Origin of the sequence: Oceaniglobus roseus (genome assembly GCF_002869745.1) — a bacterium.
In the GTDB taxonomy this organism is placed as follows: Bacteria; Pseudomonadota; Alphaproteobacteria; order Rhodobacterales; family Rhodobacteraceae; genus Oceaniglobus; species Oceaniglobus roseus.
Map to the genome: position 1 here is coordinate 12,037 of NZ_PNOS01000047.1, position 24,801 is coordinate 36,837.

The 24,801-nt window shown below is 69.9% G+C and carries 27 protein-coding genes; 16 read left to right on the forward strand and 11 right to left on the reverse strand.

What is annotated here, in order from left to right; translation table 11 throughout:
* The first annotated feature begins 35 nt into the window (after window positions 1–35).
* Genes A7B20_RS18725 through gluQRS form a run of 3 tightly spaced genes read left to right on the forward strand, consistent with a single transcriptional unit; the run spans window position 36 to window position 2,945 of the window.
* A complete protein-coding gene (locus tag A7B20_RS18725) occupies window positions 36–620 on the forward strand; it encodes a hypothetical protein (RefSeq protein WP_102110115.1) in 585 nt (194 codons plus the stop codon).
* Between the two features lie 52 nt (window positions 621–672).
* Window positions 673–2,031 carry a methylenetetrahydrofolate--tRNA-(uracil(54)-C(5))-methyltransferase (FADH(2)-oxidizing) TrmFO gene (gene trmFO, locus A7B20_RS18730; RefSeq protein WP_102110116.1) on the forward strand — a complete coding sequence of 453 codons (1,359 nt, stop codon included), beginning with the start codon at window positions 673–675 and terminating at the stop codon, window positions 2,029–2,031.
* Entirely contained in the window at window positions 2,028–2,945 is a 918-nt protein-coding gene (gene gluQRS / locus A7B20_RS18735; protein ID WP_102110117.1) for a tRNA glutamyl-Q(34) synthetase GluQRS, read from the forward strand. The genes trmFO and gluQRS overlap by 4 nt, the downstream gene beginning before the upstream one ends.
* Window positions 2,946–3,008: 63 nt before the next feature.
* On the opposite strand, the gene hisI is transcribed toward gluQRS, so the two are convergent.
* Complete coding sequence (gene hisI, locus A7B20_RS18740; RefSeq protein WP_102110118.1) at window positions 3,009–3,371, reverse strand: phosphoribosyl-AMP cyclohydrolase; 363 nt, start codon at window positions 3,369–3,371, stop codon at window positions 3,009–3,011.
* 72 nt (window positions 3,372–3,443) lie between these two features.
* Between hisI and A7B20_RS18745 the strand changes: the two genes are divergently transcribed.
* The 5 genes from A7B20_RS18745 to A7B20_RS18765 all read left to right on the forward strand — a co-directional run bounded on the left by A7B20_RS18745 (window position 3,444) and on the right by A7B20_RS18765 (window position 7,420).
* Window positions 3,444–3,893 carry an iron-sulfur cluster assembly scaffold protein gene (locus tag A7B20_RS18745; RefSeq protein ID WP_102110119.1) on the forward strand — a complete coding sequence of 150 codons (450 nt, stop codon included), beginning with the start codon at window positions 3,444–3,446 and terminating at the stop codon, window positions 3,891–3,893.
* A 55-nt stretch (window positions 3,894–3,948) separates the two neighbouring features.
* Window positions 3,949–4,608, forward strand: coding sequence for an SDR family NAD(P)-dependent oxidoreductase (locus A7B20_RS18750; protein ID WP_102110120.1), 660 nt, complete (start codon window positions 3,949–3,951; stop codon window positions 4,606–4,608).
* A gap of 98 nt (window positions 4,609–4,706) precedes the next feature.
* Window positions 4,707–5,489: a 5'/3'-nucleotidase SurE gene (gene surE / locus A7B20_RS18755; RefSeq protein ID WP_102110121.1), complete on the forward strand. Its 783-nt coding sequence runs from the start codon at window positions 4,707–4,709 to the stop codon at window positions 5,487–5,489.
* The gene (locus A7B20_RS18760; protein ID WP_102110122.1) at window positions 5,486–6,127 is read left to right on the forward strand and encodes a protein-L-isoaspartate(D-aspartate) O-methyltransferase; all 642 of its coding nucleotides are present in this window, start codon (window positions 5,486–5,488) and stop codon (window positions 6,125–6,127) included. The genes surE and A7B20_RS18760 overlap by 4 nt, the downstream gene beginning before the upstream one ends.
* 78 nt (window positions 6,128–6,205) lie before the next feature.
* Window positions 6,206–7,420: a M23 family metallopeptidase gene (locus A7B20_RS18765; RefSeq protein WP_102110123.1), complete on the forward strand. Its 1,215-nt coding sequence runs from the start codon at window positions 6,206–6,208 to the stop codon at window positions 7,418–7,420.
* 25 nt (window positions 7,421–7,445) lie between these two features.
* Here the strand turns inward: A7B20_RS18765 and A7B20_RS18770 are convergent, their stop codons facing one another.
* The 8 genes from A7B20_RS18770 to A7B20_RS18805 all read right to left on the reverse strand — a co-directional run bounded on the left by A7B20_RS18770 (window position 7,446) and on the right by A7B20_RS18805 (window position 17,653).
* Window positions 7,446–7,736 (reverse strand): DUF1330 domain-containing protein, encoded by a 291-nt coding sequence (locus A7B20_RS18770; protein ID WP_102110124.1) that lies wholly within the window; start codon window positions 7,734–7,736, stop codon window positions 7,446–7,448.
* A complete protein-coding gene (gene alaS, locus A7B20_RS18775; RefSeq protein ID WP_102110125.1) occupies window positions 7,733–10,402 on the reverse strand; it encodes an alanine--tRNA ligase in 2,670 nt (889 codons plus the stop codon). The genes A7B20_RS18770 and alaS overlap by 4 nt, the downstream gene beginning before the upstream one ends.
* Before the next feature lie 145 nt (window positions 10,403–10,547).
* Complete coding sequence (recA, locus tag A7B20_RS18780; protein WP_102110126.1) at window positions 10,548–11,621, reverse strand: recombinase RecA; 1,074 nt, start codon at window positions 11,619–11,621, stop codon at window positions 10,548–10,550.
* Between the two features lie 185 nt (window positions 11,622–11,806).
* On the reverse strand, window positions 11,807–13,906 hold the full coding sequence (locus tag A7B20_RS18785) for an ATP-binding protein (RefSeq protein ID WP_245867104.1): 2,100 nt from the start codon (window positions 13,904–13,906) through the stop codon (window positions 11,807–11,809).
* Between the two features lie 149 nt (window positions 13,907–14,055).
* Window positions 14,056–15,219, reverse strand: coding sequence for an RsmB/NOP family class I SAM-dependent RNA methyltransferase (locus A7B20_RS18790; protein ID WP_102110127.1), 1,164 nt, complete (start codon window positions 15,217–15,219; stop codon window positions 14,056–14,058).
* Window positions 15,220–15,267: 48 nt separating this feature from the next.
* Complete coding sequence (guaB, locus tag A7B20_RS18795; RefSeq protein WP_102110128.1) at window positions 15,268–16,716, reverse strand: IMP dehydrogenase; 1,449 nt, start codon at window positions 16,714–16,716, stop codon at window positions 15,268–15,270.
* Between the two features lie 134 nt (window positions 16,717–16,850).
* Window positions 16,851–17,315, reverse strand: coding sequence for an SRPBCC domain-containing protein (locus A7B20_RS18800; protein ID WP_102110129.1), 465 nt, complete (start codon window positions 17,313–17,315; stop codon window positions 16,851–16,853).
* Window positions 17,312–17,653, reverse strand: coding sequence for an ArsR/SmtB family transcription factor (locus tag A7B20_RS18805; protein ID WP_102110130.1), 342 nt, complete (start codon window positions 17,651–17,653; stop codon window positions 17,312–17,314). The genes A7B20_RS18800 and A7B20_RS18805 overlap by 4 nt, the downstream gene beginning before the upstream one ends.
* A gap of 133 nt (window positions 17,654–17,786) precedes the next feature.
* Here A7B20_RS18805 and A7B20_RS18810 point away from each other — a divergent pair, with 133 nt between their 5' ends.
* Window positions 17,787–18,749, forward strand: coding sequence for an agmatinase (locus tag A7B20_RS18810; RefSeq protein ID WP_102110131.1), 963 nt, complete (start codon window positions 17,787–17,789; stop codon window positions 18,747–18,749).
* A gap of 251 nt (window positions 18,750–19,000) precedes the next feature.
* On the opposite strand, the gene A7B20_RS18815 is transcribed toward A7B20_RS18810, so the two are convergent.
* On the reverse strand, window positions 19,001–19,726 hold the full coding sequence (locus A7B20_RS18815) for a GNAT family N-acetyltransferase (protein ID WP_102110132.1): 726 nt from the start codon (window positions 19,724–19,726) through the stop codon (window positions 19,001–19,003).
* A gap of 146 nt (window positions 19,727–19,872) precedes the next feature.
* Between A7B20_RS18815 and msrB the strand changes: the two genes are divergently transcribed.
* Window positions 19,873–20,280, forward strand: coding sequence for a peptide-methionine (R)-S-oxide reductase MsrB (gene msrB, locus A7B20_RS18820; RefSeq protein ID WP_102110133.1), 408 nt, complete (start codon window positions 19,873–19,875; stop codon window positions 20,278–20,280).
* Window positions 20,281–20,331: 51 nt separating this feature from the next.
* On the opposite strand, the gene A7B20_RS18825 is transcribed toward msrB, so the two are convergent.
* Window positions 20,332–20,787, reverse strand: coding sequence for an outer membrane protein assembly factor BamE (locus tag A7B20_RS18825; RefSeq protein WP_102110134.1), 456 nt, complete (start codon window positions 20,785–20,787; stop codon window positions 20,332–20,334).
* Window positions 20,788–20,866: 79 nt separating this feature from the next.
* Between A7B20_RS18825 and A7B20_RS18830 the strand changes: the two genes are divergently transcribed.
* The 6 genes from A7B20_RS18830 to A7B20_RS18855 all read left to right on the forward strand — a co-directional run.
* A complete protein-coding gene (locus tag A7B20_RS18830) occupies window positions 20,867–21,430 on the forward strand; it encodes a YceD family protein (protein WP_102110135.1) in 564 nt (187 codons plus the stop codon).
* 195 nt (window positions 21,431–21,625) lie between these two features.
* On the forward strand, window positions 21,626–21,832 hold the full coding sequence (gene rpmF, locus A7B20_RS18835) for a 50S ribosomal protein L32 (protein WP_102110136.1): 207 nt from the start codon (window positions 21,626–21,628) through the stop codon (window positions 21,830–21,832).
* 124 nt (window positions 21,833–21,956) lie between these two features.
* On the forward strand, window positions 21,957–23,036 hold the full coding sequence (gene plsX, locus A7B20_RS18840) for a phosphate acyltransferase PlsX (protein WP_245867112.1): 1,080 nt from the start codon (window positions 21,957–21,959) through the stop codon (window positions 23,034–23,036).
* Window positions 23,033–24,004 (forward strand): beta-ketoacyl-ACP synthase III, encoded by a 972-nt coding sequence (locus A7B20_RS18845; protein ID WP_102110138.1) that lies wholly within the window; start codon window positions 23,033–23,035, stop codon window positions 24,002–24,004. The genes plsX and A7B20_RS18845 overlap by 4 nt, the downstream gene beginning before the upstream one ends.
* Before the next feature lie 105 nt (window positions 24,005–24,109).
* Window positions 24,110–24,412 carry an integration host factor subunit alpha gene (gene ihfA / locus A7B20_RS18850; protein ID WP_102110139.1) on the forward strand — a complete coding sequence of 101 codons (303 nt, stop codon included), beginning with the start codon at window positions 24,110–24,112 and terminating at the stop codon, window positions 24,410–24,412.
* A 3-nt stretch (window positions 24,413–24,415) separates the two neighbouring features.
* On the forward strand, window positions 24,416–24,801 hold a 386-nt coding region (locus A7B20_RS18855; protein WP_245867107.1), incomplete at its 3' end, for a MerR family transcriptional regulator.

Genomic DNA, 24,801 nt, shown 5'->3' on the forward strand with positions numbered 1-24,801 from the left:
CCGCGCCCCCTTGGTAAATTTCCGGGAGTCCGATCGTGACGAACGCGTCGCTCAAGACCCAGTACCGCCTTCAGTTCGCCCTCGTCCGGGTCCTGATCGCGTCCTATTTCCTGGCCTCCATCGGCCTGATCGACAACATCGCCGACGCCTCCTTCCTCGACTCCCTTCCCGGCCCCCGGCCCAGCGACGCGTTCGTCGCCTCGATCCTCTACGCCGCCTGCTTCACTGTGATCATCGGCCGCTTCGTCCGCCCGGCCGCGCTCCTTTTGTCGGTGTTCTTCTTCTGCTCGTCCTACAGCGCCGCCATGCCGACCCTGTCGCTGAACGCGCTGACCGAGTTCTGGCGCGACATGGCGCTGATCGGGGCGCTGATGATGATCGCCCTGACCGACCCGAAGGCGCGCGGCCCCGTCCGCCTGCGCAAGCTCGAGGTCGAGCGCGTGACCGTGGCGCGCCCCCGCCCCGTCTCCCCGGCCCGCACCCCGCGCCCGGTCATGGCCGAGGACGTGACCTACGCCCCGAGGTTCGCGCGGCGCAGCCCCTATGCCCTCGCGCTGCGCGAGGCGATGGAGGAGGACGAGGTGACTAACATCTTCCGCGACACCAGCGCGCCCATCTGACACCCCCGTCTGACCCCTTTTCAAGCCGGGCGGCGGAGGTTAGATCCGCATCATGGCACAGACACTCAACATCGTGGGCGGCGGCATGGCCGGCGCCGAGGCAGCCTGGCAGGCGGCAGAGGCAGGCATCGACGTGGTGCTGCACGAGATGCGCCCGAAGGTCGCCACCTTCGCGCACCGCACCGGCGACCTGGCCGAGATGGTGTGCTCGAACTCCTTCCGCTCCGACGACGACGAGCAGAACGCGGTGGGCCTCCTGCACTGGGAGATGCGCGCGGCGAAGGGCCTGATCATGGAGATGGCCACCCGCCACCGCCTGCCCGCGGGCGGCGCACTGGCTGTCGACCGAGATCCCTTCGCGGCCTCGGTGACGGAGCGGTTGAGAAACCACCCGAAGATCCGCGTGGAAAGTACTGAAATCACATCGCTTCCCACGGACGGCCACTGGATCGTCGCGACCGGTCCCCTGACCTCCGGCGCCCTGGCCGAGGCGATCCGCGCCGAGACGGGACAGGACGCGCTGGCCTTCTTCGACGCGATCGCCCCGATCGTCCATTTCGACAGCATCGACCTTTCCAAGGCCTGGATGCAGTCCCGCTACGACAAGGGCGAGACCGAGGAGGAGCGCACCGCCTACCTGAACTGCCCGATGGACAAGGCGACCTACGATGCCTTCATCGACGCCCTGCTGGCCGCCGACAAGGCCGAGTTCCACGACGGCGAGACGGCGCAGTATTTCGACGGCTGCCTGCCGATCGAGGTGATGGCCGAGCGCGGGCGCGAGACCCTTCGTCACGGGCCGATGAAACCCGTGGGCCTGACCAACCCGCACCAGCCCGAGGTGAAACCCCACGCCGTCGTGCAGCTGCGCCGCGACAACAAGCTCGGCACGCTCTACAACATCGTCGGCTTCCAGACGAAGATGAAGTACGGCGCGCAAGCCGATGTTCTACGGATGATTCCGGGGCTGGAGAACGCCCGCTTCGCCCGCCTCGGCGGCATCCACCGCAACACCTTCCTGAAATCCCCGGTGCTGCTCGACGGCCAGATGCGCCTCAGGTCGCGGCCGAACATCCGCTTCGCGGGCCAGATCACGGGGGTGGAGGGCTATGTCGAATCCGCGGCCATGGGCCTTCTCGCCGCCCGTCTTGCCGTGGCCGAGATCACCGGGCAGACCCTGCCGCCGGTGCCCGAGACGACGGCCATGGGCGCGCTCGTCACCCACATCACAGGCGGCGCCGATGCGAAGACCTTCCAGCCGATGAACGTCAACTTCGGCCTCTTCCCGCCCGTCACCGGGCTGAAGGCCGGGCGGCGCGGCCGCAAGGACCGCTACAAGGCCTATACCGACCGCGCCAAGGCCGACTGGACCGCCTGGCTTTCCGCCGCCGGGTCCACCGTCCCCGCGTGAGCCCCCGCGTCAACGTCGTCACCCGCTTCGCGCCTTCGCCCACGGGGCCGCTGCACCTCGGCCACGCCTATTCCGCGATGCTGGCCCACGACATGGCGAAGGCCCAGGGCGGGACCTTCCTGCTCCGGATCGAGGACATCGACCGCAGCCGCGCCCGCCCGGAATGGGAGGCGCAAATTTACGACGACCTGCGCTGGCTCGGCCTCTCCTGGCCCGAGCCCGCGCTGCGCCAGTCCGACCGCCTGCCGACCTATCGCGCGGCGCTGGAGCGGCTCTGGCAGCACGACCTGCTCTTCGCCTGCTCCTGCAACCGGCGCGACATCCTCGACGCCCTCGGGGCGCCCCAGGAGGGCACCGCGCCGCCCATGGGCCCCGACGGCCCGATCTATCCCGGCACCTGCCGCGAGACGGGCCGCCGCCATCCGGGCGATCCGCTGCCGGAAGAGGCCCTGCGCCTGCGCATCGACATGGCCGAGCGCGCCGCCACCGCCGAAACCCCCCTGTCCTTCACCGAGACCGGCGCCGGTCCCGACGGCGAGACCGACACGATCCGCGTCGCGCCGGACCTCGCCGCGACCGTCGGCGACATCGTCCTCGCCCGCCGCGACATGGGCACCTCCTACCACCTCGCCGTGGTCCTCGACGACGCCGCGCAGGGCGTCACCCACGTCACCCGCGGGCGCGACCTGTTCGAGGCGACGCAGATCCACGTTCTGCTGCAGCGCCTCCTCGGCCTGCCGACGCCCGTCTACCATCACCATCGCCTGATCCGCGACGACACCGGCAAGCGCCTGGCCAAGCGCGACGACGCTCGCGCCCTCGCGAAATACCGTGCCGAAGGCGCCACACCCGACGACATCCGCCGCCTGGTCGGCCTGCCGACGTCCTGGCACCCCCCTGCTTCTTCTTTGTAAAAATACTCCCGCCGGAGGCGTCCGCCCCCTCCACCAGCGCCCCCGCCGCCGGATCGCCGCGCCCTAGCCGGGCATCGGCGCAATGATCTCCGTCTCCACGCCGCCCCGTACCGCGGTGTAGAAGCAGGACCGCCGGTTGGTGTGGCAGGCGGGCCCCTCCTGGCGCACCAGCGCCAGCAGGCAGTCGCGGTCGCAGTCCACCCGCATCTCGACCAGGTGCTGCACGTGTCCGCTGGTCTCGCCCTTCACCCAGAAGGACTGGCGCGAGCGCGACCAGTAGGTGACGCGCCCCGTCTCCAGCGTCATCGCCACCGCCTCGGCATTCATCCAGGCAAGCATCAGCACCTCGCCCGTCTCCGCCTCCTGGGCGATCACCGGCAGAAGGCCCGCGGCATCGAAGCGCAGGCTGGACGGGTCGAAGGACATCGGGCAAAACCTTTCCTTGTGCGAAGCCGCACCCTATCTAGGCGATGAGACCCGAACAGGAAAGCCGCCGCCATGGCCGACAGCGATCTGATCAAGCTCTACTCCGGCCGCATCCTCGCGCTCGCCGCCGAGATGCCGCATACCGCGCCGCTCGCCGATCCCGACGCCACCGCGCGCAAGCGCTCTCCGCTCTGCGGCTCGACGGTGACGGTGCAGCTGAAGACCGAGGCCGGCCGGATCACCGGCTATGCGCAGGACGTGAAGGCCTGCGCGCTCGGCCAGGCGGCGGCCTCGGTCGTCGGCGCGCACATCATTGGGCGCAGCCGCGCCGAGGTGGAACAGGCGCGGGACGAGCTGAAGGCGATGCTGAAATCCGGCGGCCCCGTGCCCTCGGCCCCGTTCGGGGATCTGGAGGTGCTGGAGCCCGCGAAGGACTACAAGAACCGCCACGCCTCGATCATGCTGGCGCTGGAAGCGACGGCCGAGGCCTTCGCCGAGGCCGAGAAGGCCGCCTGCGCCTGAGGCCTTTCGCAGCGCGGCCCTTGACCTTCGCCACGCTTTGGCGAATGTCCGCGCCATGACAACGGACACGACAAAGATCGCCCTCATCACCGGCGCCTCGCGCGGGCTCGGCGCCGCCATCGCCGCCGCCCTCGCCCCCGCCTGCCACGTCATCGCCGTCGCCCGCACCGTCGGCGGGCTGGAAGAGCTCGACGACGCGATCCAGGCGAAGGGCAGCGCGGCGACGCTTGCGCCGATGGACGTCACCGACCCGAACGCCATGGCCCATCTCTGCCGCTCGACCTACGACCGCTGGGGCCATGTCGACCTCTGGGTGCACTGCGCGATCCACGCCGCGCCGCTGACCCCTGCGGGCCATGTCGATGCGAAGGACTGGGCGAAGTCCATCGCCACCAACGCCACCGCCACCGCCACGCTGATCCCGATGGTCGAACCGCTGCTCCGGGCCGCGCCCGACGGACAGGCGCTGTTCCTCGACGATCCGCGGGCGGGCGAGCCCTTCTTCGGCTCCTACGGCGCCAGCAAGGCCGCGCAGATGGCACTGGCGCGCAGCTGGCAGGCCGAGACGGCGAAGACCGGGCCGAGGGTGCACATCGCCACACCGGCGCCGATGCCCACGGCCACCCGCGCCCGCTTCTTCCCCGGGGAGGACCGCGGAAAGCTGACGTCGACGGCGGACGAGGCGGCGCGCATCCTCGCCACCCTGAGTCTCTGAAGCCGCAGCCGGGACGCAAAGACGACGGGGGCGCCAACCCCCGCTTGCCCGCACCGGGACCAGCGCCTATGAGGGGCAAAAGACCGGGGGGCAGGGGTTTGCGCATTCTCATCACCAATGACGACGGCATCAATGCACCGGGCCTGCAGGTGCTGGAGCGGATCGCCGCCGCCATCGCCGGGTCCGACGGCGAGGTCTGGACCGTCGCCCCCGCCTTCGAGCAGTCGGGCGTCGGCCACTGCGTCAGCTACACCCACCCTATGATGACCGCCGAACTCGCCCCCCGCCGCTGGGCGATCGAGGGCGCGCCGGCCGATTGCGTGCTGGCGGCGCTCTACGACGTGATGCCCGCGCGCCCCGACCTGGTGCTTTCGGGCGTCAACCGCGGCAACAATGCCGCCGAGAACACGCTTTATTCCGGCACCATCGGCGCCGCGCTGGAAGCCGCGTTGCAGGGCCTGCCCGCCATCGCGCTGTCGCAGTACCTCGGGCCCCGCACCCGCGAGCTGGAGAACCCGTTCGAAGCGGCGGCCGAGCACGGCACCGCCACGGTGCGCGCGATCCTCGACCGCGCGCCCTGGGACGAGGCCGACTACCGCCTGTTCTACAACGTGAACTTCCCGCCCGTTCCCGCCGCCGAGGTCCGGGGCATGCGTGCCAGCGCGCAAGGATTCCGCCGCGGCACCGCCTTCGGGGCCGAGCCGCACCTGTCGCCCTCGGGGCGGCGGTTCCTCTGGATCAAGGGCGGCGCGCAGCACATCGCGACCGATCCGGGCACCGATGCCGCCGACAACCTCGACGGCTACATCTCGGTCACGCCGATGCGCGCGGACCTGACGGCGCACGACACGCTCGACAGCCTCAGGACCGCCCTGGCATGACCCCCGAGGCGGAACGCAAGATGCAGTTCCTCTTCGCGCTCCGCTCCAAGGGGGTGACGGACACCCGCGTGCTGAACGCCATGGAGAAGATCGACCGCGGCGCCTTCGTCAAGGGCATCTTCGCCGAACGCGCCTACGAGGACATGCCGCTGCCCATCGCCTGCGGCCAGACGATCAGCCAGCCCTCGGTGGTCGGGCTGATGTCCCAGGCGCTGGACGTGCAGCCCCGCGACAAGGTGCTGGAGATCGGCACCGGCTCGGGCTACCAGGCGGCGATCCTGTCGCAACTCGCCCGCCGGGTCTATACCGTCGAGCGGCACCGCAGGCTGGTGCGCGAGGCGCGCGAGCTGTTCGAGCGGCTGGACCTTGCCAACATCACCTGCCTCGTCGCCGACGGCAGCCACGGGCTGCCCGAACAGGCGCCCTTCGACCGCATTCTCGTCACGGCAGCGGCCGAGGATCCGCCCGGTCCCCTCTTGGCCGAATTGCGTGTTGGCGGTATCATGGTATTGCCGGTGGGGCAGTCGAACACGGTGCAGACGCTGATCAAGGTGACGCGGCTGGAAAGCGGATTCGACTATCAGGAACTTCGCCCGGTGCGTTTCGTGCCCCTGCTCGAGGGGCTTGGACAGGACTGAAAAGCCGCCGGGGACAGGCGGGAAACGAGGCCAGCACGAGCGCCCGCAAGAGGCGCCGCTTGAGATCGAGGAAGACAGATGAACGCTTTCACCACGTCCCGCCGCCTTGTCGGCGTGGCAGCGCTGCTGGCCAGCGCGGCCTGCTCGCAGAACGGCGCATTCGATTTCGACCTGCGCAACAACCTCGGCGACGCCTTCGACACCAGCGATGCGGTGATGCAGGTGCAGACCGCCGACCGGCCCGAGCCGGACAACCGCGGCGTCATCTCCTATCCGAACTACCAGGTGGCGGTGGCGCGCAACGGCGACACGGTGGCCGCCGTCGCGTCCCGCGTCGGCCTGCCCGCGGACGAGCTGTCGCGCTTCAACGGGATCCCGACCGACGTGGCGCTGCGCAAGGGCGAGATCATCGCCCTGCCCCGCCGCGTCGCCGAACCCTCGCGCGCCACGGGCGCCGTGACGCCGGGGCCGATCCTGCCGACCGCCGCACCGGTCGCCCCGGCCCCGACCCAGAGCATCGCGGTGACGCCGCTGGACGATGGCGGCATCCAGCGGGCCACCCCGGCGGCCCCCGCCGCCCGGCCCGCGGCCCCCGCGACACCCCCCGCGGCCCAGAGCGGCAAGGAACCCGTGCGCCACAAGGTCAAGCGGGGCGAGACGGCCTTCTCCATCGCCCGCACCTACGGCATCCCGGTCAAGGCGCTGGCGGAATGGAACGGGCTGACCGGCGAATACCCGATCCGCGAGGGCCAGTATCTGCTGATCCCCGTCGCCCTGACCACGCCGCCGCCCGAAAAGACGACCCAGCCCGGCGCGGGCTCGGTCGCGCCGGTGCCGCCGAGCGCGTCGGAACCGCTGCCCGACGAGAAGGCGACGACGGCGCGGCCCAAGGAAACCCCGCCCTCCCCGGCCATGGCGGACGAGCGCACCAAGGCCACGAAGACCGCCCGCATGACCCTGCCGGTCAGCGGCCCGATCATCCGGGCCTACAAGAAGGGTTCGAACGACGGCATCGACATCTCGGCCTCGGCCGGAACCTCGGTGGTGGCCGCCGAAAGCGGCACCGTGGCCGCGATCACCCGCGACACCGACCAGATCCCGATCCTGGTGCTGCGTCACGCGGGCAACGTCCTGACGGTCTATGCGGGGGTCGACCAGATCGCGGTGCAGAAGGGCCAGAGCGTTAAGCGCGGACAGGCCATCGCCAAGGTCCGCGCCGCCACGCCGCCGGTGCTGCACTTCGAGGTGCGCGAAGGCTTCGAGAGCGTCGATCCCGAGCCCTACATCAACTGACGCGGGCCCGGGTTCTGCCGGGGCGTTACTCCGGCAGTTCCTCGACGATGGACAGCTCGCGCTGCGCCGCGCCCTTGGCGAAGCTCAGCGCCTCCTGGTAGGCGTCGGAATAATAGCAGTCGTGCGCCGCCTGCATCGAGGGAAAGCGGGCCACCACGTTGCGCGGCCGGTCCGGCCCCTCCAGCGTCTCGTAGGCGCCGCCGCGGGCCAGGAAGACACCGCCATGATCGGCGATGGCCCCCGTCGCGCGGCGTGCGTATTCGCCATAGGCGGCTTCGTCGGTGACAAGAACGTGGGCGATCCAGAGCGCGCTCATGCGGGCAGTCCTTCCATGTAAGCCTTCACCGCGTCGAGCGCGCCGGGCGCCGCCGCCGCATCCTTCGCACCGCCCTGGGCCATGTCGGCGCGGCCGCCACCGCCCTTTCCGCCCATGGCCTCGACCGCCGTGCGCACAAGATCCACGGCCGAGATGCGGGCCGTCAGGTCGTCCGTGACCCCGGCCGCAACCGCCGCCTTGCCCCCGGCATCGGCGATCAGCAGCACCGCCCCCGAGCCGAGCCGCGCTTTGTGCGCATCGACGAGCGACGGGAGATCCTTGCCGCTCACACCGCTGAGGACCTGCGAAAGGAACGGGATCCCGTTCACGTCCTCGGCCCCCGGCGCCGCGCCGCCGCCGCCGCCCCCGGCCATCGCCAGGTCGCGGCGGAGTTGCGCCACCTCGTTCTGCAGCGCCCGCCGCTCCTCCAGCAGCGCGCGCACCCGCTCGGGCACCTCCGCCGTGCCGGACTTCAGCACCTGCGCCGTCTGCACCAGCCGCTGCTCCTGCCCGGCCAGGTAGTCGCGCGCGGCGGCACCGGTCAGCGCCTCGATCCGCCGCACCCCGGCCGAGGAGGCACTGTCGCCGACCAGCGCGAACAGCCCGATGTCGCCCGTCCGCGCCACGTGGGTGCCGCCGCACAGCTCGATCGACCAGGTCTTCCCGTCGCTGCCCTTGCCCGTGTCGCCGCGCCCCATGGAGACCACGCGCACCTCGTCGCCGTACTTCTCGCCGAACAGCGCCTGCGCGCCAAGCGCCCGCGCCTCGTCCGGCGACATGAGCCGGGTGGACACCGCGTCGTTCTGCCGGATGAAGGCGTTCACCCGCGCGTCGATCCTCGCCAGATCCTCGGGGCTGATCGCGCTCGGATGGCTGAAGTCGAAGCGCAGCCGGTCGGGCGCGTTCAGCGAGCCGCGCTGCGCGACGTGATCGCCCAGCACCTCGCGCAGCGCCTCGTTCAGCAGGTGCGTGGCCGAGTGGTTGGCGCGGATCAGCGTCCGGCGGTCGTGATCCACCATCAGCTTCGCGCCGCTGCCGCGCTTGATCTCGCCCTCCGTCACCTCGGCGAAGTGGACGTAAAGCCCGGCCACCTTGCGCGTGTCGGTGACGCGGCCCGTGCCGGTGGTCGTGGCGATGATGCCGGTGTCGCCCACCTGCCCGCCCGCCTCGGCATAGAACGGCGTCTGGTTCAGCACGATCTGGATCGTGTCCCCGGCCTTTGCCACCTCGACCGCGGCGCCGTCCTGGACGATGGCCTGGATCGTGCCCTCGGCCTCCTCGGTGTCGTAGCCCAGGAATTCGGTGTTGCCGCTCCGCTCGGCCAGGTCGTACCAGATCGCGGCATCCGCCGTCTCGCCCGAGCCGGCCCAAGCCGCGCGCGCCTTCGCCTTCTGCTCGGCCATCGCGGCGTCGAAGCCCGCGATGTCGACCTGCCGCCCCTTCTCGCGAAGGGCGTCCTGCGTCAGGTCCAGCGGGAAGCCGTAGGTGTCATACAGCTTGAACGCCGCGCCGCCCGGCAGCGCCGCGCCCTCCGCCAGCCCCGCCACCTCGTCGTCGAGCAGGCGGAGGCCGCGCTCCAGCGTCTGGCGGAACCGCGTCTCCTCGCTCAGGAGCGTCTCCTGGATCATCGACTGCGCGCGGCCGAGTTCGGGATACGGCTGGCCCATCTGCTGCACCAGCGCGGGCACCAGCCGGTGCATCACCGGATCCTTGGCCCCCAGCAGGTGCGCATGGCGCATCGCCCGCCGCATGATCCGGCGCAGAACGTATCCGCGCCCCTCGTTCGACGGCAGCACCCCGTCCGCCATCAGGAACGAGGTCGAACGCAGGTGATCCGCGATCACCCGGTGATGCACGTTGCCGGCCCCGTCGGGATCGGTTCCCGTCGCTTGGGCCGAGGCCTCGATCAGCGCGCGCAGGATATCGGTGTCGTAGTTGTCGTGCTTGCCCTGGAGCAGCGCGCCGATCCGTTCCAGCCCCATGCCGGTGTCGATCGACTGGTTGGGCAGGTCGCGCCGCGTGCCGTCCTCGAACTGCTCGTACTGCATGAAGACGAGGTTCCAGATCTCGATGAACCGGTCGCCGTCCTCGTCCGGGCTGCCCGGGGGGCCGCCGGGGATGTGGTCGCCGTGGTCATAGAATATCTCGGTGCAGGGGCCGCAGGGGCCGGTCGGGCCGGCCGACCAGAAGTTGTCGTCGGTGGCGATGCGGATGATCCGCTCGTCCGGCAGCCCCGCCGTCGCCTTCCAGATCTTCACCGCCTCCTCGTCGGTGTGATAGACGGTGACCAGCAGCCGGTCCGGGTCGATCCCGAACTCCTGCGTCAGCAGGTTCCAGGCCAGCGGAATCGCCTCTTCCTTGAAATAGTCGCCGAAGCTGAAGTTCCCCAGCATCTCGAAGAAGGTGTGGTGGCGCGCGGTATAGCCGACGTTGTCGAGGTCGTTGTGCTTGCCGCCCGCCCGCACGCATTTCTGCGCCGTCGTCGCCCGGGTGTAATCGCGGTGCTCGACGCCGGTGAACAGGTTCTTGAACTGCACCATCCCGGCCGCGGTGAACATCAGCGTCGGATCGTTGCGGGGAACGAGGGGCGAGCTGTCCACGATCCGGTGGCCGTTGCGGCCGAAGTAGTCGAGAAAGGTCGAGCGGATGTCGTTCAGGCTGGGCATGTGGTCGGGTCCTGGGTTTCGCGGCCCCCGTGATCTATCCCCGCTGCGGCGGGCTGTCCACCGTTCCGGCATGCAGGTTCCATTGCTGCGCCGGGCACGGCGGACAGCGCCGCGCGGGCCCTGCCGGACCCGCGCGCAAGGACGTTCAGTCCTCCATCATCACGTCGCCGTCGTCCGAATCGTCGCCCATGAAGTCGAGCCCGTGGGAGGCGCGGATCTTGTCCTCGATCTCGAGCGCGATCGAGGGGTTGTCGCGCAGGAAGTTCTTGGCGTTCTCGCGTCCCTGGCCGATCCGCTCGTCCCCGTAGGAAAACCAGGATCCCGACTTGTTCACCACGCCGGCCATGACACCGAGATCCAGCAGTTCGCCCCGCTTCGAGATCCCCTCGCCGTACATGATGTCGAACTCGACCTGCTTGAACGGCGGGGCGACCTTGTTCTTGACCACCTTCACCTTGGTCTGGTTGCCCACGACCTCGTCCCGGTCCTTGACCGAACCGATGCGGCGGATGTCGAGGCGGACCGAGGAATAGAACTTGAGCGCGTTGCCGCCCGTCGTCGTCTCGGGGCTGCCGAACATCACGCCGATCTTCATCCGGAGCTGGTTGATGAAGATCACCATGCATTTCGACCGGCTGATCGAGCCGGTCAGCTTGCGCATGGCCTGGCTCATCAGGCGGGCCTGAACGCCGACGCTGGAATCCCCCATGTCGCCTTCCAGCTCGCTCTTCGGGGTCAGGGCTGCGACCGAGTCGACCACGACCAGGCTCACGGCGCCCGAGCGCACCAGCGTATCGGTGATCTCCAGCGCCTGCTCGCCGGTGTCGGGCTGGCTGATCAGCAGCTCGTCAAGGTTCACGCCAAGCTTCTTGGCGTACTGCGGATCCAGCGCGTGTTCCGCGTCGACGAAGGCACAGACGCCGCCGTTCTTCTGCTCCTCGGCCACGACATGCAGCGTCAGCGTGGTCTTGCCCGAGCTTTCGGGGCCGAAGATCTCGATGATGCGGCCGCGCGGCAGGCCGCCGATGCCGAGCGCGATGTCGAGGCCGAGCGAGCCGGTCGAGATCGCCTCGATCTCCGCCACCGGATTGTCGGCGCCAAGGCGCATGATGGAGCCCTTGCCGAACTGGCGCTCGATCTGGGCCAGCGCGGAATCGAGCGCCTTCTGCCTGTCGCTGCTTTTCTTGTCGGTCATGTCGAGGAGATTTGCCGTTGCCATGTTTCGTGCCCCTTATTCCATACCCGTCTCCGGGCGGCAATCGCTGCCTTTGTTCCTGCCTTGTTCTGCTCCCGGATATGAGACCAAAACAAGAACAATTCAAGTGAATTCTGATTTCAGGTTGCGTCGGGAGTGGTTAATCATCGGTTAGCGAACGTTACAGGACCGCCGATGTGCGGAGATTTTCAGGTCATCGCACCGATCTGGCGTTGCACTGTGGTGGTCAGCTGGCTGAGCGAGAAGGGCTTCGGCAGGAAGGTGGAGTGAGGGATGGTCAGCTGGGCCTCCGAGAGGTTCTCCTCGGAGTAACCGGAAATGAAGATCACGCGCGTTTCGGGGCGGTCCTTCATCGCCAGACGGACCCAGCTCGGCCCGTCGAGCCCCGGCATGATGACGTCGGTCACGAAGATGTCGACGGAGATCGCCGGGTCCGAAAGGATTTCCAGAGCGTCCTCACCGTTCTCCGCCTCCAGCACCGTGTAGCCGCGCAGACGCAGCGCGCGGGACGCGAAGGCGCGGACGGGCGGTTCGTCTTCCACCAGCAGCACGACCCCGGCCCCGAGCTGCGCCGAGGATTTCTCGATCACCGGCCGCTTCTGGACCGCCGCGCCGCTTTCAGCTGCATGGGCAGGGAAATAGAGCGAGAAGCAGGATCCCTCGCCGGGCGTGCTGTCGGCAAAGATGTAGCCGCCGGTCTGCTTCACGATGCCATAGGCGGTGGACAGGCCCAGACCCGTCCCCTCGCCCGTCTTCTTCGTCGTGAAGAACGGCTCGAAGATCTTCGGCAGCTGCTCGGGCGCTATTCCCGTGCCCTCGTCGATGACCCGCACCTTCACATAGGGCCCCGCAGGCAGTTCAACCCTGTCGCGCAGGAGGGCGGATTTCAAGACCTCGACCTCGGTGACGATGCGGATCTGCCCACCGTTCGGCATGGCGTCGCGTGCGTTGACCACGAGATTCATGATCACCTGCTCGAGCTGCCGCTTGTCCGCGCGCACGAGTTGCAGAGCTGGATCGAGGGACAGGGTCAGCTGGATCCGTTCGCCGACCAGTCGATTCAGAAGGTGCGTGAGTTCGGACAGGGTCTGCCGCAGGTCAAGGTATTCGGGCCGCAGGTTCTGCTTGCGGGAGAAGGCCAGGAGCTGGCCCACGAGGCTCGCCGCGCGGTTGGCGTTCTGGTTGATCTGCTCGAGATCGGCAAAGTCCGGATCGGCCTCGTCCCGGCGCAGCAGCAGCAGGTCGCAATGGCCGCTGATCGCAGTCAGGAGGTTGTTGAAGTCGTGCGCCACGCCCCCCGCGAGCTGGCCGATCGCCTGCATCTTCTGGCTCTGCACGAACTGGGCTTCCAGCGTCTTCAGCTCCGTCGCGTCGTGCAGCACGGCGACCAGATGCTCGCGCGGGTCCAGGTCCAGCGAATCGAGCGTGATCTGGAGATAGAGCTCGTGGCTGCCGGCCGTGGTGCGGGCGACTTCGGGGCGTTGCTGGCCCCGTCCGTCGAAGGCGTCCTTCAGCCATTCCCCGATCGGCCGCCCCAGCCCCTCGACCACCCGGGACAGCGACTTGCCGACGATCTGGTCGTCCTCCAGCAGGCGCCGGGCGCGGTGGCTGGCCCGGTCGATCAGGCCCTCGCGGTCGATCCGCAGGATCGGGATCGGCAGGGCATCGAAGACCTCGTCCACCAGGTTCTCGACCGCCTCGGTATGCGGCGCAGCCGCCTCGGCCGGGACGTCCGGGACCACGGGGACCGGCAGCGGCACGGGATCGAACCGCCACAGCAGCGCGTCGTCATCGACCCGGACCACCGACACCCGTCGGCCCCCGTCGGCACCGGGAAGCAGATCCTCGCCCTGCCCTTCGGCCAGCGCGGCCGCGAGCAGCCTCTGCAACAGCGGCGTGGGCACCGCGACATGGTGGAGCATCAGGTCGGACAGCGCGGTGCCCCGGCGGGCGTTCAGCCCAGCCGCGGCAACGGGATTGACCTGTTCGATCAGGCCGCCGAGGTCGGTGATCACCACCGGGGCGGGATCGGGGCGGATGACCGGGTCCAGAACCTCCGTGCGGCGCAGACGTCGCCACCGGCGCAGCAGGCCCTGCCCCTCGATCATGGCGCCGAGCAGCAGCAGCGTCAGCGCGACAAACCAGAGCACGGGCCGGTACCGGCTTTCGAACAGCAGCGTACCGAGAACGCCGAGGACCACGGCGACACCGAACAGCGCGATCGTCCGGCCCCGGGGGGCGCGGAAGATGTGAGAAGCGGTCGGCAGGGAGGAAAGGATGTCTGTCACGGCGCGGTCCGATCTCGGGATAACTGCGTGGCAGGGTTGCGGCAGAGGAGTTAAATCCGAATTAACGCACGCAGGTGCGCCGCTGCCAAGACCGGAACGGCGGCGCGCGAAGATATCCCTTCCGCCGACACGACCGCATCCCGCGCGGATTATTGCCGATTCAGCACCGCAACATAGAAGCCGTCGCCGCCGTCGAGCGGCGTCAGGCGGCGCTCGGTCAGGCAACTCCAGCCGGGTGCGCGGCCGAGGAACGCCGCCACTCGGTCGCGGTTCTCGGCGTCGAGCAGGGAACAGGTTGCATAGACGAGATGGCCATTCGCAGCGACAAGCGCCGCGGCGCTGTCGAGGATGCCATCCTGCAGGGCGGTGAGCCGGTCGAGCCCGGCCGCGTCGAGACGCCACTTTCCCTGCGGCGCCCGGCGCCATGACCCGCTGCCCGAACAGGGCGCGTCGACGAACACCGTGTCGAAGGGCGGCTGGCCCGCCAGGTCGCCGGTCTGCAGGAGATCGACCCTGACATTGGCCCGCTTCGCCCGGCCGGGCAGGTCCGCCATGCGCCCGGCATCGGCGTCGTGGGCGAAGTACCGCGCCGGGGTACGTGCCGCCATGGCGAGGGTCTTGCCGCCGCCGCCCGCGCAGTAGTCCAGAAGGCGGCTGCCGCGCACCAGGGGCACCGCGTCGGCGACCGCCTGGCTGGCGGCGTCCTGTAGCTCGACCAGGCCCTCGCGGAAGGCCGCGGAGGACGCGACGCGGCGCGGGTGGGTCAGGACTTCGAGCGCCGTGGCGGCCAGGGGGTGGGGACGGGTCTCGATCCCCTCGCCGGCCAGCCGGTCGGCCGCCGCCCCGGGGGTCGTCCGGGCGAGGTTGGCACGCAGGAACACCGGCGCGCGGTGGCGCAACGCCTCCATCACCGGCGCGAAATCGGCCCCGAGCGATGTGCTCAGCGCCGGGGCGAGCCAAGCGGGACAATCGAGCGCGTCGAGCGGGTCCGGCTCCGGCGGCAGCCTGCGCTCCGCCGCATCGAGCGGCGCCGGCGCGTGGCCTTCGCCGGTGAACAGCGTTTCGGGATCGGTGCCCCGGTCTCGCAGCAGGCCGATCATCACGCCCCGCCCGGTCATCGCCCCGCCGCGCGCCGCCGAGGAGCGCAGGCGGCGCAGGGCGTCGAACACATGGTCGCGGATCGCCGCACGGTCGCCGGAGCCGGCGAAACGATGCTGCCGCCCCCAGGTCGTCAGCACTCTCTCGGCGCTGTCGCCGCCGATCACGGCGTCCAGCACCTCGATCGCTGCGGCAACATGAGCTTCGGGCGTCACGTCATTGATCCAGCGTCTCTTTCCTGCCGCCTCAACCGCCGTCCGGTCTCAGCCGATCCGGTAGTTCGGGCTCTCGCGCGTGATCTGGACGTCGTGCACGTGGCTCTCGCGCAGGCCCGCGTTGGTGATCTTCACGAACTGGCAGTTCTGCCGCATCTCGGCGATCGTCGCGCAGCCGGTATAGCCCATGGCGGCGCGCAGGCCGCCGACAAGCTGGTGCACAACGGCGCCCGCCGCGCCCTTGTAGGCGACCTGCCCCTCGATCCCCTCGGGCACCAGCTTGTCGCTGGCCGCGTCCTTCTGGAAATACCGGTCGGCCGAGCCCCGCGCCATCGCGCCGAGGCTTCCCATGCCGCGGTAGCTCTTGAAGCTGCGGCCCTGGTACAGGATGACATCCCCGGGGCTCTCGTCGGTGCCCGCCATCATACTGCCGACCATGGCGCAGGAGGCGCCGGCCGCGATGGCCTTGGCGAAATCGCCCGAGAACTTGATGCCGCCGTCGGCGATCACCGGCACCTCCCCCGCGGCGGCGGCGCAGTCCATGATCGCCGTCAGCTGCGGCACGCCCACCCCCGCGACCATCCGCGTGGTGCAGATGGAGCCCGGGCCGATCCCGACCTTCACCGCGTCCGCCCCGGCGTCGATCAGCGCCCGGGTCGCATCGCCGGTGGCGACGTTGCCGGCGATGATCTGCACCTCGTTCGACAGGGTCTTTGCCCGGGTCACGGCTTTCGCCACACCTTCGGAATGGCCATGGGCGGTGTCGATCACGATGATGTCGACTCCCGCCTCGACCAGCGCCTGCGACCGCTCGTAGCCCGCGTCGCCCACCGTGGTGGCGGCGGCGACGCGCAGCCGCCCCAGCCGGTCCTTGCAGGCGGCGGGGTTCAGCACAGCCTGCTCGCTGTCCTTCAGGGTCAGCAGGCCGGTCAGCTTGCCCTTGCCGTCGGTGACCAGCAGCTTCTCGATCCGCCGCGCCTTCATCAGGCTGCGCGCCTCGTCGAGGTCGGCGGGCTCGGCCAGGATCGCAAGGTTCTGCGAGGTCATCATCACCCGGACCGGCGTGCTGTCGTCGGAGGCGAAGCGCATGTCGCGGTTGGTGACGATCCCCACGACCCGGCCGCCCTCGTCCACCACCGGAAAGCCGGTCACGCGGTAGCGGTCCTGCAGCGCCTTGGCATCGGCCAGGGTCTGGTCCGGGGTCAGGGTGATCGGATTGTAGACGATCCCGCTCTCGAACCGCTTCACCCGCCGCACCTCCTGCGCCTGCTCCTCGACGGTCAGGTTGCGGTGGATCACCCCGATCCCTCCGGCCTGTGCCATGGCGATGGCCATGCGCGATTCGGTCACCGTGTCCATGGCCGAGCTCAGAAGCGGGATGTTCATCGCGATGGCCCGCGTCACCTTCGTCCGGGTGTCGGCGGTCGAGGGCAGGACGCTGGAGGCGGCCGGAACCAGAAGGACATCGTCGAAGGTGAGCGCCTCGCGAATCTCCATGGGGATACCTTTCCGTGGGAGTCGTCGTTTGGCGCGTCCCTTTCGCACGGCGGGGCCGGAAAGGAAAGGGCGGAAAGGACGCAGGGTCAGCCGGCGCGACCGTCACCGCCGGGACGGCCCGCGCCGCGTCCGCCCTACCCGCCCCGCGCGGCGCGCTCGAGCTTGGCGAGTGTCTGCTGGCCCAGTTCCTCTGCACCGAAGCCCTTCGCCTGGCGGTATTCCTCCTCCGAGGTGAAGACCATGCCGAGGGTCACTTGCGTGGCGCCCTCCGCCGCGTCGAAGGTCGCCCAGGCATCGGCATGCTTCGGCCCGTTCTCGCCCCAGAGCAGCGTGTACTCGATCCGCGTCTCGGGGCGCATGACGGTGTAGAGGTGATGGTTCGGATGGACCGTGCCATCGGGGCCGATCATGTCGAACACCCATTCGCCGCCCTCGCGCAGGTCGATGCGCACTGTGCGGCAGGAAAACCCCTCGGGCCCCCACCAGAGCGGCAGTCGCGCGGGATCGGTCCAGGCGGCCCAGACCGCGGCGCGCGGGGCGCGGATGGTGCGGTGCAGCAGCATGGTGCGCCCCGCCGTGTCGATGGTGTGCTCGCTCATGTCTCGTCCTTCCCGGTGTCCTCGGTGACGAAGGCTTCCAGCCGGTCCAGCCGGGCCTCCCAGATCGCGCGCTGTGCGTCGAGCCAGCCGCGGGCGGCGTCGATGCTTTCGGGCCGCAGGGCGCAGGTGCGCACCCGCCCGTCCTTGGCACTGGCGATGAGCCCCGCCTCCTCGAGCACCGAAAGGTGCTTCATCACCGTCGGCAGACGAAGTCCGGTCGGCGCCGCCAGGTCCCCGACCCGGGCCGACCCCTCCGCCAGACGCGACAGGATCGCGCGACGGGTGGGGTCGGCAAGGGCGTGGAACAGGCGCGAGAGGTCGGGATCATGCTTAGCCATGCGGCTAAGTAATGCCGGACACCACCCCAAGGCAAGCACAAACTTCACCACTCGGCTAAGTTTTACTCAGACACCTGGGGGCTTTACGTCGGCGCAACGGCAGGATCATTCTACGCCCGGACAGGAGGACACGATGGCGGGACATGGCTACGAATCGGGGCGGCTGAACCTGCCCTTCACGGGCATCTGCACCTTCGGCAAGCGGCCCTACGTCGAGGACTGGTCGGCGATCCGGGCCGACGCCGCGATCCTCGGCGCGCCCTTCGACGCCGGCACGCAGTTCCGCGCCGGGGCGCGGTTCGGCCCGAGGGGCGTGCGCGAGGCCTCGACCCTGTTCTCCTTCGGCCACGCGGGCGCCTACGACCACGAGGACGACACGACCTACCTCGGCCCCGAGGTCACGATCGTCGACATCGGTGACGCCGACATCGTCCACACCGACACGGTCCGGAGCCACGCCAACATCGCCGCGGGCGTGCGGGCGATCCGGCAGGCCGGGGCGCTGCCGGTCGTGATCGGCGGCGACCACTCGGTGAACATCCCCTGCATCGAGGCCTTCGAGGGACAGCCGCCCTTCCACATCCTCCAGATCGACGCCCACCTCGACTTCGTCGACGTCCGCCACGGGGTCAGGACCGGCCACGGCAACCCGATGCGCCGCGCGGCGGAGAAGCCCTGGGTCACGGGCCTGACCCAGCTCGGCATCCGCAACGTCTCCTCCACCGCGAAGGAGGGCTACGAGGCAGCGCGCGCCATGGGCTCGGACATCCTGTCGGTCCGCCAAGTCCGCGCCCTCGGCACCGCGCAGGCCGCCGCGCGCATCCCCGCGGGCGTGCCGGTCTACATCACGCTCGACATCGACGCCTTCTGCCCCTCCATCGCGCCGGGCACCGGCACCCCGAGCCACGGCGGCTTCCTCTACTACGAGGTGCTGGAACTGCTCCAGGCCGTCGCCCGCGCCCACCCCGTCGTGGGCATCGACCTCGTCGAAGTGGCGCCGGACTACGACCCCACCGGCAGCACCTCGATCCTGGCCGCGCAGGTCCTGCTGAACCTCCTCGGCTTCGTCTTCGCCGCGCGGCCCTCCCGCGGCTGAGCGAAGGGGTCCGTCTCCGTCACCGGCCCGCCCCTCCCCGGCGGCGGCGCGGTTCGTGAGGACGGGAGCCTCCGGCGGGGATATTTGAAGAAGCAAAGATGGGGCGATGTCCCCGGTCATCTTTGCTTCGGAAATATCCCCGCCGGAGGCTCCAGCACCATCCACCCGCGCGACGGCCCGATCCGTCGCGCCCGACCGTTCCGCCGGGCGCCACGGTGTTTCCCAAACACCGTCTTGCCGCCCGTTCCACCCTACCCCGCCACGGCGCGCAGCAGGCGGGCGCGGGTCGGGGGCACCTTGCCGATCTCGAGGCCGGTGAAGACGTGAAGCGTCTCCAGCTCCCGGTCCACCACGGCGTGATCGCTGACCCAGCCGCCCATCACGAGGTAGGTGCGCAGGAGAGGCGGCATCTTCCGTGTCGCACGCCCGAGGTCCGGGGCGGCGGAGTGCGGTGCGAACCGGACGACCTCCGCCGCCCCGATCTCCGGCCGCCACCGGGGCGGCGCGAGGTGGCGGGCGGCGAGCACGTCGAAGCTGTCGCGGTAGGGCGCGGGATCGGTGCCGCGGAAGGAGGAGCAGCCGAACAGCATCTCGACCCCCTCGCCGTCCACGATCCGCGTCATCGCCCCCCAGGCGACGCGCAGGATGTCGGCATCGTGCCAGCGGGGATGGATGCAGAAGCGGCCGAGCTCGGCCATCGCGCCCTCGAACCCGGCGAGCGCCCGGAGGTCGTAGAACTGCGCGGCGTAGCTTTCGCCGAGGCGCGCGCCGGTCAGCGGCAGCAGGCGGAAGCAGCAGACGAGGGTGCCGGTCGCCGTCTCCTCGACGAGGACGTGGCGGCAGCGCGCATCGAAGCGGTCGCCATCGGGCCTGGCGTCGGCGCGGAAGCAGAGGCGGCGCAGCGCCAGCGCGTGCCCGAGATCCGCGTCGCCACTGGCGAGGCGGGCGGCGAAGCGGCCGCGGTTCAGGATGGACATGACCCCGCTCCCCGCTTGCAGGCGATCGGCCGAAGGCGCCCCGCGGTGCTTGGACCCGGCCGAAAACACCCTAGATATGCGGCAAGGCGCAGAGCGACACAAGATCCGCGGCGGACGGGCCGCGGACGCGGAACAGGAGAGAGATCATGGAAAAGACCATCGACAAGGTGACCAAGACCGACGCGGAATGGCGTGCGCAGCTGTCCGATCTTGCCTTCAAGGTCACCCGCAAGCACGGCACCGAACGTGCCTTCACCCACGACGACTTCCCGAAGGAGCCGGGCGTCTTCACCTGCGTGTGCTGCGGCGCCGAGGTGTTCGACCAGGCGCACAAGTTCGACAGCGGCACCGGCTGGCCGTCGTTCTGGAAACCGGCCGACCCCGACATGGTGGGCGAGAGCACCGACCGCTCGTGGCTGATGACCCGCACCGAGGTGCACTGCAACCGCTGTGCCGCGCACCTGGGCCATGTCTTCCCAGACGGCCCGCAGCCCACGGGCCTGCGCTATTGCATCAACGGCGTGGCGCTGGAGTTCAAGCCGAAGGCGGGCTGAGCGCGGCGGGGCGCGGGGCCGGTGCGGCCCCGCGACGGCGCCGGCGCCGGATCAGTTGATGAAGTCGGCGGCGTTGACCCGCCCGAAGTTCGAGAAGATCTGCCGCAGGAAGCCCGAGCCCTGGATGTTCGATTCGGTCACGCGGCGCGACAGCGGCACCACGCGTCCGTCGCGCAGGCCGAAGCGTTCGATGTTCGTCATCACCCCGCCGTCGTCGAACGAGATCGCCAGCACCTCCCGCTCCACCTCCTCGGGCGCGCGGTAGGCGAAGTTGCGGAACCGGCTCTGGACGTAGTACCAGCCGCTCGCATCCAGCACCCCGGTGGAGGTGGGGCGGCCGACGGCGGCGGCGACGGTGTCGCGGGTGTCCACGCCCACCGTCAGTTCGGCAAGCTGGTCGTCCGAGGGCACGTAGCCGTGGTTGCGATAGACGGCGGCACAGCCCGACAGCGCAACCCCGAGCACGAGGCCCGTGGCCAGCCTGAGTATCTGCCTGCGCTGCGCCATAGGTTCCGGCCCTGCTTTTCCTCGCCCTGCTTCGCCTTTACAGAAGCGGGACGCCCTGTTCAAGAATCGAAAGAGAGCGATGTCCGAAGCTGCACCTTCCTGGTCACATCCCCTCCGCCTGTCCGCGCTGTCGCGCGCGACGCCGCACCGGGTGGAACTGACCCCCGACGACAAGGTCCGCGCGGCGCTCGCCGGGGAGCTCGCGATTCTCGGGATCCGCAAGCTGCGGTTCGCGGCTGAGCTGCACCCCGAGGGCCGGGCCGACTGGCGGCTCGAGGCCGAGCTGGGGGCGACGGTGGTGCAGGCCTGCGTCGTCACGCTCGCCCCGGTGACCACGCGCATCGACGAGCGCATCGAGCGGCGCTACGTCGAGGGCTACGAGATGCCCGACGATCCGGGCGAGACCGAGATGCCCGAGGACGACACGGCCGAACCGCTGCCCGCCGTCCTGGACCTCGGCGCCGTCATGGCCGAGGCGCTGTCGCTGGCCCTGCCCGCCTGGCCCCGCGCGCCGGGGGCGTCGCTGGGCGAGGCGGTCTTCGCGCCGCCGGGCACGGCACCGCTGCGCGACGAGGACGCCCTGCCCTTCGCCGGGCTGAAGGCGGCGCTGGACCGGAAGGAAGACCCCGACGCGGAGGACTGAGGGGGCGTCAGGTTCCGCTTGATTTCCGCAGCGGCGGCAGTATTGTCCGCGCTCTTTGCTGCGGGGCTTGAACCGTCCGCCCGATGGGCGTATGGCCCCTGCGAACAGCGAAACGACATCCTTCACCGGACCGGCGACTGGCCGGTTCCCTGAAACGACGACACGGCCGCAAGGCCGACAAACCGAGGTTGAGACATGGCCGTCCCACAGAACAAAGTCACGAAATCCCGCCGCAACATGCGCCGCGCGCACGATTTCCTGACCCCCGGCAACCCCGCCGAATGCCCCAACTGCGGCGAGCTGAAGCGCCCGCACCATGTCTGCGGCGCCTGCGGCCACTACGCCGACCGTGAAGTGATCGCGCAGGCCGACGAGGTCGATCTGGACGACGACGCGGCGTAAGCCCGCCGTTCCGGCAACCGCCATGCCCCAAGCCTCCCGAAACGACGCGGTGTCTGCACAGCCCGCCCGCGGCGGGACGTCCGCGCCCAAGGCGGCGGGACGCACGATCATCTCGGTCGACGCCATGGGTGGCGACAGGGGTCCGGCGGCGGTGGTCGCCGGGCTGGAGAAGTCGGCGGCGAAGAATTCCGACATCGGCTTCCTGCTGCACGGCCCCGAGGAGGTGCTGTCGCCGCTGGTCGAGAAGCGCGGGCTGGCCGGGCGCTGCGAGATCCGCAACGCCACGGGCATCGTCACGATGGACGCGAAGCCCTCGCATGTCATGCGCCACGGCAAGGACACCTCGATGTGGTCCGCCATCGATTCGGTGCGCGCGGGCGAGGCGCAGGCCGTTGTCTCCTGCGGCAACACCGGCGCGCTGATGGCGCTCAGCATGGTGCGGCTGAGGAAGCTCGACGGCGTGAACCGCCCCGCCATCGCCTGCCTCTGGCCCTCGCGCAGCGCCCAGGGCTTCAACGTGATGCTCGACGTGGGCGCGGACATCCGCGCCGACCAGGACGACCTGCTGCAATACGCGCTGATGGGCGCCTCCTATGCCCGGAACGGGCTGGGGATCGAGCGGCCGCGGATCGGGCTGCTGAACGTCGGCACCGAAGAGCACAAGGGCCGGGCCGAGCTGAAGGTCGCCCACGACCTGATCGCGGCCGCCGCGGCAGACGGCCAGTACAGCTTCGTCGGCTTCGTGGAAGGCGGCGACATTCCCAGTGACCGGGTGGACGTGATCGTGACCGACGGATTTACCGGCAACGTGGCGCTGAAGACGGGGGAAGGCACCGCGGTGCTGATCCGCGACCTTCTGGGCGAGGCGTTCCGCCATACCATCCTTTCCCGCCTCGCGGCGCTGCTGGCGATGACCTCGCTGCGCCGCCTGGCCAAGCGGATCGACCCGCGGCGGGTGAACGGCGGGGTGTTTCTGGGGCTGAACGGCACGGTGGTGAAATCCCACGGCTCGGCCGACGAGACGGGCGTGTCCGCGGCGGTGAAGCTGGCCTTCACCCTGGCGCGCAGCGGATTCAACGAACGGCTCGCGGCGCGCGTCGCCTCGGCGCAGATGCACCGGCCCGAGGCAGGCGAACACGCCGATGCCGATGGGGCGGTCGACGAAGGCGGCGGGGACGCCGCGGAACGGGCGGGCCAGCCATGACCCTGCGTGCCGTGGTGCGCGGCGCCGGGCACTACCTGCCCGAGCGTGTCGTGCCGAACTCCGAGTTCGAGAGCATCGTCGACACCTCCGACGAATGGATTCGCACCCGCTCGGGCATCGAGCGGCGGCATTTCGCGGCCGAGGGTCAGACGACCTCCGACATGGCCACCCGCGCCGCCCGCGCCGCGCTCGACGATGCGCGGCTGCGGCCCGACGACATCGACGCGATCATCCTCGCGACCTCCACCGCCGACCTCACCTTCCCCTCCGCGGCCACCATGGTGCAGGCCAACCTCGGGATGACCCGGGGCTTCGCCTTCGACGTGCAGGCGGTCTGCGCAGGCTTCATCTTCGCGCTGGCCAATGCCAACGCGCTGATCCTGTCGGGCCAGGCCGAGCGTGTGCTGGTGATCGGGGCCGAGACCTTCTCGCGGCTGATGGACTGGACCGACCGCACGACCTGCGTGCTGTTCGGCGACGGCGCGGGCGCGCTGGTCCTGGAGGGTGCCCGGGGCGACGGCACCAGCGACGACCGCGGCATCCTGTCGACCGACCTGAACTCCGACGGGCGCTACCGCGATGCGCTCTATGTCGATGGCGGCGTCTCCACCAACTCCACCGGCGTGCTGAAGATGCAGGGCAAGGAAGTGTTCCGCCACGCGGTCGAGAAGCTGGCCGACACCGCGCACCGGGCGCTGGACAAGGCGGGGCTCGGGCCCTCGGACGTGGACTGGATGGTGCCGCACCAGGCGAATCTCCGGATCATCTCGGCCACGGCGCAGAAGATGGGCCTGCCGATGGAGAAGGTGATCCTGACCGTGCAGGACCACGGCAACACCTCCGCCGCCTCGATTCCGCTGGCCCTGTCGGTCGGCCGAGAGCGCGGCCAGATCCATCGCGGCCAGCTTCTGGCCACCGAGGCGATCGGCGGCGGGCTGGCCTGGGGCTCGGTCATCCTGCGCTGGTAGGCGGCAAGAGGCTCAAACGCCGCTTGCGGTGCATCCCGCAAGCCATTGAGATTGACTTTGAAATCCTCTGCCCTCATCCTCCGCCAAAATCTGTGGGGGATTGTGATGGCCGAGAAGACTCTGACCCGTATGGACCTGAGCGAGGCTGTGTTCCGCGAAGTCGGACTCAGCCGCAACGAATCCGCGCAGCTGGTGGAAAGCGTGCTGGGCCACATGTCCGATGCGCTGGCCTCGGGGGATTCGGTCAAGATCTCGTCCTTCGGCACCTTCTCGGTCCGCTCCAAGTCGGCGCGCATCGGCCGCAACCCGAAGACCGGCGAGGAAGTGCCGATCCACCCCCGCCGGGTGCTGACGTTCCGGCCCTCGCACCTGATGAAGGAGCGGGTGGCGGAAGGGAACAAGACCTGATCCATGGACAAGTCCCCCGACGCCTTCCGCACCATCAGCGAAGTCGCTGAATGGCTCGACGTGCCGACCCATGTGCTGCGGTTCTGGGAAAGCCGCTTCAGCCAGATCAAGCCCGTGAAGCGCGCGGGCGGGCGGCGCTATTACCGCCCCTCCGACATGGAACTGCTGGGCGGGATCAAGAAGCTGCTGCACGAGGACGGGCTGACGATCCGCGGCGTGCAGAAGCTGCTGCGCGAGGAAGGCGTGCGCCATGTCGCGGCGCTGTCGCCCCCGGTCGACCAGACGGGCGAGGTGGTCGAGATGCCGCGCGGCCGGTCCGCGGCGACCGAGGCCGGGCCGCCAGACGAGCCGGACACGCCGATGGCCGAGGACGTCCCCTCCCTGCCGCC